The sequence below is a fragment of the Mesorhizobium sp. P3_A10 genome, assembly GCF_056403175.1.
In genome coordinates this window covers 884,852-899,233 of record NZ_JBFUFZ010000002.1, presented here as the reverse complement: position 1 = coordinate 899,233, position 14,382 = coordinate 884,852, and the positions used below count along the sequence as shown (strand labels likewise).

Below are 14,382 nucleotides of genomic sequence, written 5' to 3'. Positions count from 1 at the left end.
CCCATGGCGGTCTACACCGATGTCAGCGAAGGCGAGCTCGGCGCGTTCCTTAGGGCTTATCCGGTCGGCGAATTGCTGTCCTACAAGGGCATTGCCGAAGGCACCGAGAATTCGAACTTTTTGCTGCACACGACGAGCGGCGCCTACATTCTGACGCTCTACGAAAAGCGCGTCGACAAGGCGGATCTGCCGTTCTTCCTCGGTCTGATGGGCCATCTCGCCAGGAAGGGCATCTCGTGCCCGTTGCCGGTGACCGCGCATGACGGCACCGTCATCGGCGAGCTGGCCGGCCGTCCCGCGGTCATCATCACCTTCCTTGAAGGCCTTTCGCTGCGGCGGCCGACATCAGGGCATTGCGGCGAGGTCGGCAAGGCGCTGGCCGCCCTGCATCTTGCCGGCCAGGACTTTTCCATGACCCGTCCCAACGCGTTGGCCATCGATGGCTGGCGCAAGCTGTGGAACGCGGCCCGCGACCGCGCCGACGAGGTCGAGCCGGGGCTGGCGGCCGAGGTCGATGCCGATTTCGCCGATTTCGAGCGGAACTGGCCGACGGGCCTGCCGGAAGGCATCATCCACGCCGACCTTTTCCCCGACAATGTCTTCTTCCTCGGCGAGAAACTGTCGGGGCTGATCGATTTCTATTTCGCCTGCGACGATCTCTACGCCTACGATGTCGCCACCTGCCTCAACGCCTGGTGTTTCGAGAAGGACTTTTCCTTCAACCTGACCAAGGGCACGGCGCTGCTTGCCGGCTATCAGAGCGTGCGTCCCTTGAGCGGCGACGAGAAAGCGGCGCTGCCGATGCTGGCGCGTGGCTCGGCGCTGCGCTTCATGCTGACCCGGCTTTATGACTGGCTGAACGTTCCCGATGGCGGGCTGGTGATGAAGCGCGATCCGACCGAATATATCCGCAGGATGCGATTCCACCGGGCGATCCAATCTCCCTCCGAATATGGACTGACATGAGCAAGCGCGTTGAAATCTTCACCGACGGTGCCTGTTCGGGCAATCCGGGTCCCGGCGGCTGGGGCGCGATCCTGCGCTTCAACGGCAAGACCAAGGAACTGTCGGGCGGCGAGGCCGAGACCACCAACAACCGCATGGAATTGCTCGCCGCCATTTCGGCGCTGAATGCGCTGAAGGAGCCTTGCGCGGTCGACCTGCACACCGACAGCAAATACGTCATGGATGGCATTTCCAAGTGGATCCACGGCTGGAAGAAGAATGGCTGGAAAACCGCCGACAAGAAGCCGGTCAAGAACGGCGAGCTTTGGCAGGCGCTGGACGAGGCCAACAGGCGCCATCAGGTGACCTGGAACTGGGTCAAGGGCCATGCCGGCCATCCCGAAAACGAACGCGCCGACGAGCTGGCACGCGAAGGCATGGCGCCGTTCAAGAAAGGCTCGGCGAAGCCCGCGCCGGCTGCTGCCGCGCCGAAGGAAAGCGCGCCGGCCGGGAAGCCTTCGCCAAAGACTGTCAGGCGTTCGACCCAGAGCTACTAGGCCGTCATGCCGGCTTTTGGGTCGCGCCATCTTGCTGAGAAGCATGCAAGTCTAGGCTTTGGCTTAAATCAATCTTACACCCTGCGTGATAGACCGCCCGCAATCGACCCGATATGAGGTATTGCGGCGATGTTTGGACGCAGGACTTTCGGCAAGAAGCAGCAAAGCTATGCTGAACTGAAGCAGATGATGCGTCCGACGCCGGATGCCGATGGCGTGACGCGCGTTTTCTCAAAGGAACTCTGGGACGATCCGAAGATCGGCTCCTTCCTGCGTGAAATCGGCTTTGCGCCGGACGATGCGCGCAACATCATGCGGACGGCAGACGACTACATCGCTCTTTTCGCCGCGGCCAAATACCGGCTTCAGCAGCGCACCGAGGGCTTCAACAGCGAGATGGCGGCGCGCCATGGCTATTGCCGTGCTGCGCCCTTCCTGGTCATCGACGGCACGATCTGGGATGGCGAGCATGGCGCGTTCCTCTATGCCCAGATGGATCTCGTCAGCTACGACGACTGGAATGTCGTCATGTTGGCGGCGGATGCGCGGACCACGCAATCGTGCGGCCTGCCGGCTCATCCTGGCTCGGTGCCGGCGCTCACCCAGGCAATGACCGGGCACGTGATCCGCTGGAAGGCGCGCTACGAATCCGCGCTGGAGGAATTCGGCGTCACCGCCACCGGCGGTCGGAGCATAACGCGGGAGCAATTCCAGGCGGAGGAAGACGCGCTGCGTCGGGAAATCATCGACACTGTCGCCTCGATGAAGCCACGCACAATCAGCGAATAGAGTTGTCCTCAGCGAATCAGCAGGGCCGTGCCGTAGAGGCCGAGCGCAAACACCGTGTGCGACACCAGGTTGAGCGCGCGGATCTGCATCGGATTGGGACGCTTCGAGGCGGCCCAGCCAGCGCCCATGCCAGGCGCCAGCAGGAACCAGCCGGCGCCGACGGTAACCATGCCGAGGATGAAGGCGGGCAGGAAGGTCGGTGCGGCCAGCCACGCCGTCCCGGCCAACGCCACCAGGATAATGCCGTAGACGATGCCGACGAAATAGTGGAAGGCCCAGCCAAGCGCCGATTCATGGGCGTATGGCGCGGCGTCACCGATGTCGTCGTGAAAAACCTTGCTCCTGAGATGCCAGACCCAGCGGCCAACCGGCGCCCAATTCGGCCGCGGCTGCGCGAACGCCAGGTGCAGGAGCATCGCCCAGATGTCCATCAGCGCCGTGGCGCCGATGCCGATCGCTATCGCGCGCCAAAGGACATCGACCATGTTTGATCTCTAGAGCTGCCCGAGAATGTGGGCCGCACCGGACTCGTCGACGCCGGGCTTGGTCTCGACGTTGACCGCGGTGACCTTGCCGTTGTCGACGATCATCGAGAAGCGCTTCGAACGCAGGCCCATATCGGCACTGATGTAATCGAGGCCGATCGCCTTGGCGAAATCGCCCGTGCCGTCGGCGAGGTAGAGGATCTTGCCTTCGCCACCGGAAAAGCGCGCCCAGGCGCCCATGACATGCACATCGTTGACCGAGACGACAGCGATGGTGTCGACGCCACGCGCCAGGATGGCATCATGGTTTTCGAGATAGCCAGGCAGATGGTTGTTGCTGCAGGTCGGCGTGAAAGCGCCGGGGACGCCGAACAGCACGACCTTCTTGCCCGAGAAAATTTCGGCGCTGGTGATGACCTTGGCGCCGTCGGCGGTCATTTCCTTGAAAGTCGCTTCGGGCAGTTTGTCGCCAACGGCAATCGTCATGAAATTCCTCGTTCGAAAAGCTGGAAGGACTTGGTCTTCGAGATAGCGAACTCGAGCGTTTCCCGCAACCGCCCAGAATGTCTGGATCAAGGGAAAGGCAAGAGGCCTTCGACAGCACCCTCAGCGCTTGTCAGCGTGTAGTGAAGGCCGCCATCCGTCGGCGTCGTCGACGGCCGGTCGAGGATCGGCACCGTAAACACCAGCCTGCCGTCCTTTTCGCTGCGCACCGGGGCGCCGAACATGTAGTCGCGCTCGCCGGCGACGAAGAAATCGGCAGCGTCCGGATTGCCCGGAAAACTCGCCTCGACAACCAGCGTCTCATGGTCGCCCGGCAGAACATTGATGCCGAAATCGGGCTTTGCCTGGGCGGGCAGGGCTGCGAACGCCGCCGCCACCAGCGCCGCATCCTCGGCATTGTCCGGATCGGATGCGGGATCGACGCTCAGCCTGGTCTGCACCGGAATGCAGATCGTCTCGCAAATGCCGAGAAAAATATCGGCGTCGATGACGGACGCTTCCTTCGGCGCCGACAGCGTGAACGTCACCGGCAGCGAAACCGGATGGTCGTAGCCGGCCCATTTGCCATAGCCGTCATCGTGGCGCTGGGGCGGCGGAAACGACAACGCGGCGTCGGCAATGTTGGTGCTGGCCGAGATATCGAGCTGCGGCGGCACGCCGGCGTCGCCCGGATCGCGCCAATAGGTCTTCCAGCCGGGCTTCAGCGCGATGTCGAGCACGCCATGGATGCGCCCGGCTTCGTCGGGTTTGCCGCTGGTCACCAGCCGCACCTTGCCGCCTTCGCTGTCGTACCAGGCCGACGAGGAGGCAGCGGCGGGCAAGCCGGTTCCGCATCCGATGACAGCAGCGAGCAGCGTGATCTTCAAGCGTTGCATGGCGGTGATTTGAGCGTCCGTTCGTGTCTGCGCAATGGCTTCATGGGATCGCCGGTATCATATTTGCGTGACCTCCGGCAGGGCGGCCAAATCCGAATCGCGCGTGTCGCATCTTTTCGGCGCTTTGGAAACGCGTTACGCTCCTGTCCATGGACTTGTTGCGGCACAAGAAGACAGCGGCCCAGCGCGGCTTTCTCGACGACCAGTTCCTGATTGCCATGCCCGGCATGAAGGACGACCGCTTCACGCGTTCCGTCATCTACATCTGCGCGCACAGCGACGAAGGCGCGATGGGCCTGATCATCAATCAGACGCAGCAGATGCTGTTTCCGGATCTCCTGGTGCAGCTCGGCATCATGAACGAGCAGGAGGCGATCCGCCTGCCGGCGCAGGCCCGCGATTTCGTCGTGCGCAATGGCGGCCCGGTGGACCGCAGCCGCGGCTTCGTCCTGCATTCGGGCGACTACCGGGTGGAATCGTCGCTCACCGTCTCCGACGATATCTGCCTGACGGCGACCGTCGACATATTGCGTGCCATCTCGTCGGGCCGCGGTCCCAGGCATGCGCTGATGGCGCTTGGCTATTCAGGCTGGGGCGCCGGTCAGCTGGAAACCGAGATCGCCGAGAATGGCTGGCTGACCTGCCCGGCAAATGCCGAGCTTCTGTTCGATACCGACATCGAGCGCAAATACGACCGCATCCTCGCCTCGATCGGCATCGATCTGGCGCATCTCAGCCTGGCTGCCGGTCACGCGTAATCGCCAGCAGTCGCGCGCAAACATTCTCAATTACCAGAAGCCGCTCCCACCTTCGTCATCCTAGGGCGAAGCAGGAGCGAAGCTCCGTCGCGGAGACCCTAGGATCCATTCCGTGAACTCGATCGCGGGTCGCAGCGGTACAGAATTCTGCACCGTTTTCAACGCCTTAACGCCACGGCATGGATCCTAGGGTCTGCGCTGCGTCGCTGCGCTCCTTGCTACGCCCTAGGATGACGAATTGACTGGTGTCTCCGCCAATCGCCGAGGCCACGCTGCCGCGTTTCTGCAAAGCGATGGAGGCTCTAGGCCTGCGTCATCGGATACTGTTCCTTCAGCGTCTTCAGCACCTGGTCGGCGGGCATCGGCGCGCCGAACATGAAGCTCTGCACGTACTCGCAGCCCATCTGCCGCAGCTCCAGCGCATCGCTCTCATCTGAAATGCCCTCGGCCACCACCGACAGACCCAGCTCATGCGCCATGTTGACCATGGATTTGAGCAGCACCGCGCGCTTCGGCGTCGCATCGTCGACGAAACTCTTGTCGATCTTGATGGTGTCGAAGGGGAAGCGCGTCAGATAGGCCAGCGACGAATAGCCGGTGCCGAAATCGTCCAGCGACAGGCCGATGCCGAGCTGCTTGAGCTTGGTCAGCACATGCGAGGTCTGCTCGGGATTGTCCATCACCAGCGATTCGGTGAGTTCGAGGCGGAAGCAGCGCGGTTTCAGATTGGCGCGCGCGATGACCGAGCGCACATCGCTGACCAGATCGCGGCGGATCAGCTGGCGGCTGGACAGATTGACCGAAACAGAAAGCGGCGTGTCGCCGATCTGTTTTTGCCAACCGGCGAGGTCTTCCGCCGCCTGCTGCATGGCAAACAGGCCAAGCTGCACGATCAGGCCGCAGCTCTCGGCGACCGGGATGAAATCGCCCGGCGGGATCATGCCGCGGCGCGGGTGGTCCCAGCGCAACAGCGCCTCGAAGCCAGCGGTGCTGCCATCCTCCAGCCGCACGATCGGCTGGTAGGCAAGCGTGAATTCGCGCCGCTCGATGGCGCGGCGCAGATCGGACTCGAATTGCAGCCGGTCGGTGCCGACGGTGCGGAAGGCCGGCCGGAACGGCTCGATCCTGTCGCCGCCGAACCGCTTGGCCTGGTGCATGGCAAGCTCGGCGTCCTTGACCATGTCTTCTGCCGAGGTCTGCGCCGAGGTCCAGGTGATCAGGCCGATCGAGGCGGTCAGCACGATCTCGCGCTTGGCGAAGGTGATCGGGTTGTTGATCGCATGCTTGATGGCGTCGGCGACGCCGGCGATGCGGGCAGGATCCTGTTCGGAAAGCAGCATCAGCGCGAACTGGTCGCCGGCAAAGCGCGACAGCGAATCCTTCGGCTTGAGCAGCCGGTGCAGCCGGCGCGCGATGGTCAAGAGGATGGTGTCGCCGGCCGAGATGCCGAGCCCGTCATTGACCTGCTTGAAGCGGTCGATGTCGATGACGAAGACGGTCGGCCGCACCTTCTCTTCGGTGCGGGCGATCGAGATGATCGCCTCCAGCCGGTTCATCAGAAGTTCGCGGTTGGGCAGGCCGGTCAAATTGTCGTGCACGGCGTCGTGCAGCAGCCGTTCCTCGGACTTCTTCTGCTCGGTCACGTCGATCATGGTGCCGACGCAGCGAATCACCTCGCCATCCGAGCCGATCACCGGCCGGGCGCGCAGCGAAAACCAGTGATAGTGGCCGTCGGCGCCACGCAGGCGAAAATTCTGCGACACCCGGCCGCGCCGGTGTTCGAGCACGACGTCGAGCGTCGTGCGGAACGTGTCGCGGTCGTCGGCATGCAGCACCGGCAGCCAGTTGCGGGCGGCACCGCCAAGGCTGTTGGGCGCCAGGCCAAGCTGGATGCTGACGTCGGGCTTGGTGACGACGCGGTCGCGCAGCACGTCCCAGTCCCACACCGTGTCGCCTGAGCCGGCAACGGCCAGCGCCTGCCGTTCGAGATCGGAGAACAGGCCCTGATGCAGCGCGCCGCCGGCAAAGGCGTGCTGCATGACGGTGAAGCCGATCAACAGGATGATCAGGATCAGTCCGCCGCCCAGCGCCGGCTGGGCGATGTCGTTGTCGAGCATGCCGGTGATCGCCATCCACGATCCGCATAGCCACAGCAGCACCATCACCCAACTGGGCACCAGCATGATGGCGCGGTCGTAGCCACGAATACCGAGGAAGATGATCAGGCCGAGCCCGGTCAGCGCGGTGGCGGCAAACGAGATGCGGGCGATGCCGGCGGCCACCGCCGGATCGACGATGGCCACGCCGGCGATCAGCACCAGTCCGAGGATCCAGACCAGCGCGCCGTAGCTGAAATGGCCGTGCCATCGGTTGAGGTTGAGATAGGCAAACAGGAACACCACAAAGGTCGCCGCCAGCGCCACTTCGGTGCCGGCCCGCCACATCTGCTCATTTCCGGGCGATATCTCTATGATCTTGTTTAGAAAGCCGAAATCGACACAGATATAGGCCAGCACCGCCCAGGCAAGGGCTGCCGTTGCCGGAAACATCGAGGTTCCCTTGACGACGAAAAGGATGGTCAGGAACAGCGCCAGCAGACCGGCGATGCCGATGACGATGCCGCGAAACAGCGTGTAGGAATTGACCGAGTCCTTGTACTTTTCCGGATCCCACAGATAGACCTGCGGCAGCTTGGGGGAGGCCAGTTCGGCAATGAAGGTGATCACCGTTCCGGGGTTCAGCGTCACCCGGAACACGTCGGCGTCGGGGCTGGTCTGGCGGTCGAGTGCGAAGCCTTCGCTGGGGGTGATCGCGGCAATGCGGGTCGAGCCGAGATCCGGCCAGAAGATGCCGGAATTCACCAGCCGGAAATGCGGCGCGACGATCAGCCGGTCGAGCTGCTGGTCGGTGGTGTTGGCCAGCGCGAACACCGCCCAGTCGCCGGTCGAGCGTGCGTCATTGGCCTCGACCTCGATGCGGCGCACGATGCCGTCCGGCCCCGGCGCGGTCGAGACCTGGAAGTTTTCGCCCTGGTTCCGGTAGATTTCGACGGCGCCCGAAAGGTCGAGCGCCACGTCGTCGCGGGCAATCTTGATCGGTTCGACGGCGAAGGCCGAGGCGGCCGCGCAGAGCGTGACGATTGCCGCCAGGACGAAGGCCAACAGCGACCTGTTTCGCAGGATATTCGTCAAAAATCAGCCCTTCGTTCCAGCGCCCGGCGGATCGTCCGCGATCCGGGCGTAGAGGTAGTGGTCCTGCCAGATGCCGTTGATCCTGAGATAGGATCGAAGAAGTCCTTCGCGCCGGAATCCGGCTTTTTCAAGCACGCGGATCGACCGGGCGTTGTCGGGAATACAGGCAGCTTCGATCCGGTGCAACCTCAGCGTATCGAAGGCGAAGCGCGACACCACCTTGACCGCATCAGTCATCAGGCCGCGACCGCCAAAGCGCTCGCCGATCCAGTAGCCGACATGGCCGCTTTGCGAGACGCCGTGGCGGATGTTGCCGAGGGTTATGCCGCCGGCCAGCTTGCCGCTGCTCTTCTCGAAGATGAAGAAGGCGATGGCCGTTCCCTGCGCATAATCTTCGCGGTAGCGGCTGATGCGAAGCCGCCATGCCGTGCGGTCGAGTTCGTCAGGCGTCCAGCGGGGCTCCCACGGCTCGAGGAAGCCGCGGCTTTCGCCGCGCAGCGCCGACCATTCGCGGTAGTCGTTGGTGAACGGCACGCGCAGCGTGACGTGGTCGCCCTTCAGCGCCGGCAGATCACGGCGAAAGAAAGGGAGCGCGAACACAACGCCTGGACTGATTTAGACGGCGAGCTTGCGGGCCGTGGTCTGCGTGCCCGAGAGCGAGTCGAGGATAGACTCATAGGGTGCAAGCGTACCAACCGGTCCGACAGCGGTAAGCGTCGGCTTGGTCGAAAACAGCCGCGACGACAGGTCGGTCAGCCGCTCGATGGTCAGCGCCGACAGCCGCTCCATCAGTTCCTCCTTGGCGATCGGCCGGCCGAATAGCAGCAGCTGCCGGGCGATCTGCGAAGCGCGGCTGGCCGGACTTTCGGCGGACATGATCAGCCCGGCGCGGTATTGCGCGCGTGCCCGGTCGAGTTCCTCCTGCAAGATGTTTTCACCGGCCTTCTGCAATTCGTCGATGATGACGGGCACCAGTTCGGCGATGTCGCTCTGCCCGGTCGCGGCGTGGACGCCGAATATGCCGGTATCGGAAAAGCCCCAATGGAAGGCATAGACCGAATAGCACAGGCCGCGTTTTTCGCGGACTTCCTGGAACAGCCTGGACGACATGCCGCCGCCAAGGATCATCGACAGAACCTGCGAGGCGTAGAAGTCGCGCACGTGATAGGCGCGGCCCTCGAAGCCGAGCACGATCTGCGCGTCCATCAGGTCGCGATCCTCGCGGAAATCGCCGCCGACATACTGCGCATATTGCGGCATCGTGCTGTCGGCCTTGCTGCGGAAGCCGCCCAGATGCTTCTCGACCTCGCGCACGAAATTGTCGTGCTTGATGTCGCCGGCGGCGACGACAACCATGCGCTCGGCGCCATATTGCCGTTCGATGAAGTCGTGCAACTGCTTGGACGTGAAGGATTTGACGGTTTCCGGTGTGCCGAGGATGGAGCGGCCGATCGTCTGGTGGCGGAAGGCAGTCTCGGTGAAACGGTCGAAGACGATGTCGTCGGGCGTGTCGTGCGCGGCGCCGATCTCCTGCAGGATCACATGCTGCTCGCGTTCCAGCTCCTGCGGGTCGAACTCGGACTCCTGCAGGATGTCTGAGAGGATATCGACCGCCAGCGGCACGTCGTCGGAGAGCACCCTGGCATAGTAGGAGGTGGTCTCGACGCTGGTCGCAGCATTGATCTCGCCGCCGACATCCTCGATTTCCGAGGCAATCTCGAAGGCGGTTCGCCGCTTCGTTCCCTTGAACGCCATGTGCTCGAGCAGATGGGCCATTCCGTGCTCGTCGTCACGCTCATTGCGTGCGCCTGACTTGACCCAGGCACCAAGGGCAACGGATTCGAGACTTGGAAGGGTTTCGGTGGCGACTGTCAGGCCGTTCGACAGACGGCTTACCTCAACACCCATATGGCTAGTACTCCCTAACGCGCCGCCCGCGTGTGGCGGCCGACATAATCTTCCACCATTTTCAGGTCGGATGGAAGTACCGTGTATTTTTCCTCCGCTGTCATCAACCCGCCTAGCCATGCGGGCAGGGCGGGCGATACACCGCAGGCGGCTTCGACGGCGGCCGGGAACTTGGCCGGATGGGCGGTGCCCAGCACCACCATCGGCACCGCGCCGTCGGCCTTGCCGACGGCAACATGCATGGCCGCGGCCGTGTGCGGGTCGAGCAGATAGTTGCTGGCGCCAAGCGTCGAGCGGATGGTGGCGGCGACTTCGTTCATGGTCGAGCGGCCGGCGTCGAATTCGGCGCGGATCTTTGCGATCTCGCCATCTTCGATGGTGAAGGCGCCGGACTGCTTGAGGCCGTTCATATAACGCCGCACCGTCGCCGCATCGCGGCCGGCGGCCTCGAACAGCAGCCGCTCGAAATTCGACGAGACCTGGATGTCCATCGACGGCGACGTGGTCGGGAACACACCTTTCATGCGGTATTCGCCGCTCGCAAGCGTGCGCGCCAATATGTCGTTGTCGTTGGTGGCGATGATCAGCCGCTCGATCGGCAGGCCCATCTGCTTGGCGGCATAGCCGGCGAAGATATCGCCGAAATTGCCGGTCGGTACGGTGAAGGAGACCGGCCGGTCGGGAGAGCCGAGCGACAGCGCCGACGAGAAATAATAGACGATCTGCGCCATGATGCGGGCCCAGTTGATCGAATTGACGCCGGACAGCGCCACCCGGTCGCGAAAGCCGTGATCGTTGAACATGTCCTTCAACAGGCCCTGGCAATCGTCGAAATTGCCCTCGATCGCCAGCGCATGGACGTTTGCGGCGGCTGACGTCGTCATCTGCCGCTGCTGCACCGGCGAGACGCGGCCATCCGGGAAAAGCACGAAGATGTCGGTGCGGTTGCGCCCGGCAAAGGCGTCGATGGCCGCCCCGCCGGTATCGCCCGATGTGGCGCCGACGATTGTGGCGCGCTGGTCGCGCTCGGCCAGCACATGGTCCAGCAGCCGCGCCAGAAGCTGCATCGCCACGTCCTTGAAGGCCAGCGTCGGGCCGTGGAAGAGTTCCAGGACGAAGATGTTGGGGCCGGTCTGCACCAGTGGACAGACGGCGTCATGACGGAAGGTCGCGTAGGCCTCGCGCACCAGGCGCTCGAACACCGGCATCTCGATCTCGCCGCCGAGAAACGGCGACAGCACGCGGATGGCGAGATCGGGATAGGCCAGGCCGCGCATGGCGCGGATTTCGGCGGCCGAGAACTGCGGCCACGTGCCGGGCACGTAAAGTCCGCCATCGCGCGCCAGTCCAGCCAGCACCGCGTCGGAAAATCCAAGCACGGGCGCTTCCCCACGGGTACTCACATATTGCATCGTCACATTCCATTGCTGCCGCGCGGTTTCGTTCACGGCAAGGTGGTTAATTTCTGTTCCGGCTCAGTCGCATTTTTGCCGCGCCGCTGATATAGGGCACCAGCTTTGCGAGAGGGAAGTGCAGTTTCATGGCGTTTTATTCGTTAAACAACCGCTTTGTCGCGGGTCTGGCGCTCACCGGCTTTATGCTTGCCGCCGCCGGCTGCCAATCGAGCGACAATGGCGTTCTCAACCTCGGCTTCGGCAAGAAGGACACGACGCCACCTCCGCCGCAGGATCCCAAGGTTCTCTCCAGCCAGTTGCAAGCCTACTGCCCGAAAGTGACGTTGCGCGACGGTACGGCCTTCTTCAACACCTATGGCAAGGGTAGCCAGAAGCCGAAGAAGAAAACCGACGCTGCCGATGCGGATGCGCAAGCCGCCCAGCCGGCGCCGGACGGGACCATCGTTGATCCGAACAAAGACCCGACGAAGATCATCTACCAGGCCTCGATCACCGATGTGACCCGCGACTGCAGTCGCGCCAACGGCCAGCTGTCGATGAAGATTGCCGTCGCCGGCAAGGTCGTGCCGGGACCGATGTTTACCCCCGGCACCATCACCATGCCGATCCGTGTCGCCGTCATGCACGGCACCGAGGTTCTTTACTCGCAGATCCACCCGTATCAGATCCAGGTCAGTGACCCCTCGACGGCCACGCAGTTCGTCTTCACGGATTCCAATGTCGTCGTCCCCGAGCCCACCGCGCAGGACTACCAGGCCTTTGCCGGCTATGACGAAGTCACCCCGAAGGCGGTGACGGACAAGCCGAAGAAGAAGTCGGGCAGGAAGAAAGCCAAACCCGCTCCTCCTCCTGCTGCTCCTGCTGACGACAACACGACCCTGATCCCACGAGGCTAAATTTCGTGTCGCGCGCCGGTTGGGCGCGCGGCTCCTCAGGCGTCCGCCGACCATTCAGACAGGGCCGCAATCACGCTTTTCAGCTCGGCCCAGCGGCGAATGACGGTTTCGGCGCCGGCCTCGGTCAGTGTGTCGGCATGGCCAGGATAGCTGTGTGATGCGCCGGTAAAGCCGATCACCCGCATGCCTGCCGCCCTGGCGCCGGCAACGCCGTGCACGGAATCCTCGATGACGAAGGTGTTGGCTGGATCGGCGTTGAGCTTCTCTGCCGCAAGCAGAAACACGTCGGGCGCCGGTTTGGTTTTCTTGCCGGGTATTTCCAGCGCCGAAAAGATCCGGCCGGCAAAGAACGGCAGCAATTGCACCTTCTCCAGCATGAATTCGATCCGCTCGGAGCGCGAATTCGAACAGATGCAGCGCGGCACCGTTACCGCGGCGACCGCCTCGCGCACGCCGTCTATGGCGCGCACGTCGCTGCGCAATTTGCGGTCGACCAGCTCTTCGGCGCGGTCGATCAGCGACGCCTGGAACGGGATCGCCGACTTCGCCTCGACCCGCATCATGATGTCCTTGAAGGTCAGCCCGGCATAGGTTTCGGCAAGTTCCTCGGCCGATATTTCAAACCCGGCCGAGGTCAAAAGCTCGGCCTCGATCCGCGCGGCGATGATTTCGGAATCGACGAGCACGCCGTCGCAATCGAAGATGACAAGGTCAGGCTGGGGCATGGTGATCCGCAAGAAGGGAGGAGACAAAGGCCGCAAGGGGCCCGGGAAGGCTCAGGCGGCGCGGCATACACCAACAGGCCGGGCTGCGCAAATTAAGCGGGTTTCGATCGTCGCAACGATCCCCTTCACTGAATATTTACGCTGATCGGTAACCATAACGGGGAGTAAACAGTAACGCGTGCTTTGGGTGTATCAATGTCTGCCGTGCGTCTTCTCGACGACCTTTCCCACGCTCCCCAGCAATCCGAATGGCTGGACACGATCCTCAAGGGCGATTGCGTGGCAGCACTCGACCGGCTGCCCGAAAAATCCATCGACGTGATCTTTGCCGATCCACCCTACAATCTGCAGCTCGACGGCGATCTGCATCGGCCCGACCAGTCCAAGGTCGATGCCGTCGACGACGATTGGGACCAGTTCGAGAGTTTTGAGGCCTACGACGCCTTCACCCGCGCCTGGCTGCTGGCGGCGCGCCGGGTGCTGAAGCCCAACGGCACCATCTGGGTCATCGGCTCCTATCACAACATCTTCAGGGTCGGCGCCAAGATGCAGGATCTCGGCTTCTGGATCCTCAACGATGTCGTCTGGCGCAAGACCAATCCGATGCCGAATTTCCGCGGCCGCCGTTTCCAGAACGCCCATGAGACGATGATCTGGGCCTCGCGCGACCAGAAGGGCAAGGGCTACACCTTCAACTACGAGGCGATGAAAGCCTCGAACGACGACATTCAGATGCGGTCCGACTGGCTGTTTCCGATCTGCACCGGCGGCGAACGGCTGAAGAACGACAATGGCGACAAATTGCATCCGACGCAGAAGCCGGAAGCGCTGCTCGCCCGCATCATGATGGCCTCGACCAAGCCCGGCGATATCGTGCTCGATCCCTTCTTCGGCTCCGGCACCACCGGCGCGGTGGCAAAACGCCTCGGCCGCCACTTCGTCGGCATCGAGCGCGAGCAGGCCTATATCGACGCCGCCAACGAGCGCATCGATGCGGTGCGGCCGCTGGACGAGGCCGATCTGACGGTGCTGACCGGCAAGCGCGCCGAACCGCGCGTCGCCTTTGTCAGCCTTCTCGACACCGGGCTGATGCAGCCCGGCGCCACGCTTTACGATGCCAAGAAGCGCTGGGCCGCCAAGGTGCGCGCCGACGGCACGGTGGCGATCGGCGACAGCGCCGGCTCGATCCACAAGATCGGCGCCGAAGTGCAGGGGCTGGACGCCTGCAACGGCTGGACTTTCTGGCACTATGAGCGCTCGGGCGGCCTGACCCCGATCGACGAACTGCGCCGCATCGCGCGGCTCGGCATGGAGCGGGCAGGGGCCTGATGGCC

General features: G+C 63.4%; 14 protein-coding genes. 6 read left to right on the top strand and 8 right to left on the bottom strand.

Annotated features, from left to right (window positions below):
* Positions 1–3 precede the first annotated feature (3 nt).
* The 3 genes from AC1DXU_RS11165 (at position 4) to AC1DXU_RS11155 (ending at position 2,291) form a co-directional block, all read left to right on the top strand.
* Positions 4–966, top strand: a complete 963-nt coding sequence (locus AC1DXU_RS11165; protein WP_477316006.1) for a homoserine kinase — start codon at positions 4–6, stop codon at positions 964–966.
* The gene (gene rnhA / locus AC1DXU_RS11160; RefSeq protein WP_477368107.1) at positions 963–1,502 is read left to right on the top strand and encodes a ribonuclease HI; all 540 of its coding nucleotides are present in this window, start codon (positions 963–965) and stop codon (positions 1,500–1,502) included. The genes AC1DXU_RS11165 and rnhA overlap by 4 nt, the downstream gene beginning before the upstream one ends.
* A gap of 129 nt (positions 1,503–1,631) precedes the next feature.
* The gene (locus tag AC1DXU_RS11155; RefSeq protein WP_477368104.1) at positions 1,632–2,291 is read left to right on the top strand and encodes a hypothetical protein; all 660 of its coding nucleotides are present in this window, start codon (positions 1,632–1,634) and stop codon (positions 2,289–2,291) included.
* 8 nt (positions 2,292–2,299) lie between these two features.
* Here the strand turns inward: AC1DXU_RS11155 and AC1DXU_RS11150 are convergent, their stop codons facing one another.
* From AC1DXU_RS11150 to AC1DXU_RS11140, 3 genes are all read right to left on the bottom strand, one after another.
* A complete protein-coding gene (locus AC1DXU_RS11150; protein WP_477368101.1) occupies positions 2,300–2,776 on the bottom strand; it encodes a DUF2938 domain-containing protein in 477 nt (158 codons plus the stop codon).
* A 9-nt stretch (positions 2,777–2,785) separates the two neighbouring features.
* Positions 2,786–3,262, bottom strand: a complete 477-nt coding sequence (locus tag AC1DXU_RS11145) for a redoxin family protein (protein WP_477316014.1) — start codon at positions 3,260–3,262, stop codon at positions 2,786–2,788.
* A gap of 86 nt (positions 3,263–3,348) precedes the next feature.
* Positions 3,349–4,155 carry a protein-disulfide reductase DsbD domain-containing protein gene (locus AC1DXU_RS11140; RefSeq protein ID WP_477368098.1) on the bottom strand — a complete coding sequence of 269 codons (807 nt, stop codon included), beginning with the start codon at positions 4,153–4,155 and terminating at the stop codon, positions 3,349–3,351.
* A gap of 149 nt (positions 4,156–4,304) precedes the next feature.
* Here AC1DXU_RS11140 and AC1DXU_RS11135 point away from each other — a divergent pair, with 149 nt between their 5' ends.
* Entirely contained in the window at positions 4,305–4,913 is a 609-nt protein-coding gene (locus tag AC1DXU_RS11135; RefSeq protein ID WP_477243574.1) for a YqgE/AlgH family protein, read from the top strand.
* A 302-nt stretch (positions 4,914–5,215) separates the two neighbouring features.
* On the opposite strand, the gene AC1DXU_RS11130 is transcribed toward AC1DXU_RS11135, so the two are convergent.
* From AC1DXU_RS11130 to thrC, 4 genes are read right to left on the bottom strand one after another with little or no spacing between them, the layout of a single operon-like run.
* A complete protein-coding gene (locus AC1DXU_RS11130; RefSeq protein WP_477368095.1) occupies positions 5,216–8,104 on the bottom strand; it encodes an EAL domain-containing protein in 2,889 nt (962 codons plus the stop codon).
* A gap of 3 nt (positions 8,105–8,107) precedes the next feature.
* Positions 8,108–8,704, bottom strand: a complete 597-nt coding sequence (locus AC1DXU_RS11125) for a GNAT family N-acetyltransferase (RefSeq protein ID WP_477316020.1) — start codon at positions 8,702–8,704, stop codon at positions 8,108–8,110.
* A gap of 15 nt (positions 8,705–8,719) precedes the next feature.
* Positions 8,720–10,012 carry a M16 family metallopeptidase gene (locus AC1DXU_RS11120; RefSeq protein WP_477243579.1) on the bottom strand — a complete coding sequence of 431 codons (1,293 nt, stop codon included), beginning with the start codon at positions 10,010–10,012 and terminating at the stop codon, positions 8,720–8,722.
* Between the two features lie 14 nt (positions 10,013–10,026).
* Positions 10,027–11,424, bottom strand: a complete 1,398-nt coding sequence (gene thrC / locus AC1DXU_RS11115; protein WP_477368092.1) for a threonine synthase — start codon at positions 11,422–11,424, stop codon at positions 10,027–10,029.
* Between the two features lie 128 nt (positions 11,425–11,552).
* Between thrC and AC1DXU_RS11110 the strand changes: the two genes are divergently transcribed.
* On the top strand, positions 11,553–12,323 hold the full coding sequence (locus tag AC1DXU_RS11110; protein ID WP_477368089.1) for a hypothetical protein: 771 nt from the start codon (positions 11,553–11,555) through the stop codon (positions 12,321–12,323).
* Between the two features lie 35 nt (positions 12,324–12,358).
* Here the strand turns inward: AC1DXU_RS11110 and AC1DXU_RS11105 are convergent, their stop codons facing one another.
* Positions 12,359–13,048, bottom strand: coding sequence for an HAD family hydrolase (locus AC1DXU_RS11105; RefSeq protein WP_477368086.1), 690 nt, complete (start codon positions 13,046–13,048; stop codon positions 12,359–12,361).
* A 195-nt stretch (positions 13,049–13,243) separates the two neighbouring features.
* Here AC1DXU_RS11105 and AC1DXU_RS11100 point away from each other — a divergent pair, with 195 nt between their 5' ends.
* Positions 13,244–14,377: a DNA methyltransferase gene (locus AC1DXU_RS11100; protein ID WP_477316028.1), complete on the top strand. Its 1,134-nt coding sequence runs from the start codon at positions 13,244–13,246 to the stop codon at positions 14,375–14,377.
* The last annotated feature ends 5 nt before the right edge of the window (positions 14,378–14,382 follow it).

Coding starts and splice junctions, on each gene's coding strand:
- AC1DXU_RS11165 (WP_477316006.1), top strand. CDS start 4: ATGGCGGTCTACACCGATGTCAGCGAAGGCGAGCTCGGCGCGTTCCTT.
- rnhA (WP_477368107.1), top strand. CDS start 963: ATGAGCAAGCGCGTTGAAATCTTCACCGACGGTGCCTGTTCGGGCAAT.
- AC1DXU_RS11155 (WP_477368104.1), top strand. CDS start 1,632: ATGTTTGGACGCAGGACTTTCGGCAAGAAGCAGCAAAGCTATGCTGAA.
- AC1DXU_RS11150 (WP_477368101.1), bottom strand. CDS start 2,776: ATGGTCGATGTCCTTTGGCGCGCGATAGCGATCGGCATCGGCGCCACG.
- AC1DXU_RS11145 (WP_477316014.1), bottom strand. CDS start 3,262: ATGACGATTGCCGTTGGCGACAAACTGCCCGAAGCGACTTTCAAGGAA.
- AC1DXU_RS11140 (WP_477368098.1), bottom strand. CDS start 4,155: ATGCAACGCTTGAAGATCACGCTGCTCGCTGCTGTCATCGGATGCGGA.
- AC1DXU_RS11135 (WP_477243574.1), top strand. CDS start 4,305: ATGGACTTGTTGCGGCACAAGAAGACAGCGGCCCAGCGCGGCTTTCTC.
- AC1DXU_RS11120 (WP_477243579.1), bottom strand. CDS start 10,012: ATGGGTGTTGAGGTAAGCCGTCTGTCGAACGGCCTGACAGTCGCCACC.
- thrC (WP_477368092.1), bottom strand. CDS start 11,424: ATGCAATATGTGAGTACCCGTGGGGAAGCGCCCGTGCTTGGATTTTCC.
- AC1DXU_RS11110 (WP_477368089.1), top strand. CDS start 11,553: ATGGCGTTTTATTCGTTAAACAACCGCTTTGTCGCGGGTCTGGCGCTC.
- AC1DXU_RS11105 (WP_477368086.1), bottom strand. CDS start 13,048: ATGCCCCAGCCTGACCTTGTCATCTTCGATTGCGACGGCGTGCTCGTC.
- AC1DXU_RS11100 (WP_477316028.1), top strand. CDS start 13,244: ATGTCTGCCGTGCGTCTTCTCGACGACCTTTCCCACGCTCCCCAGCAA.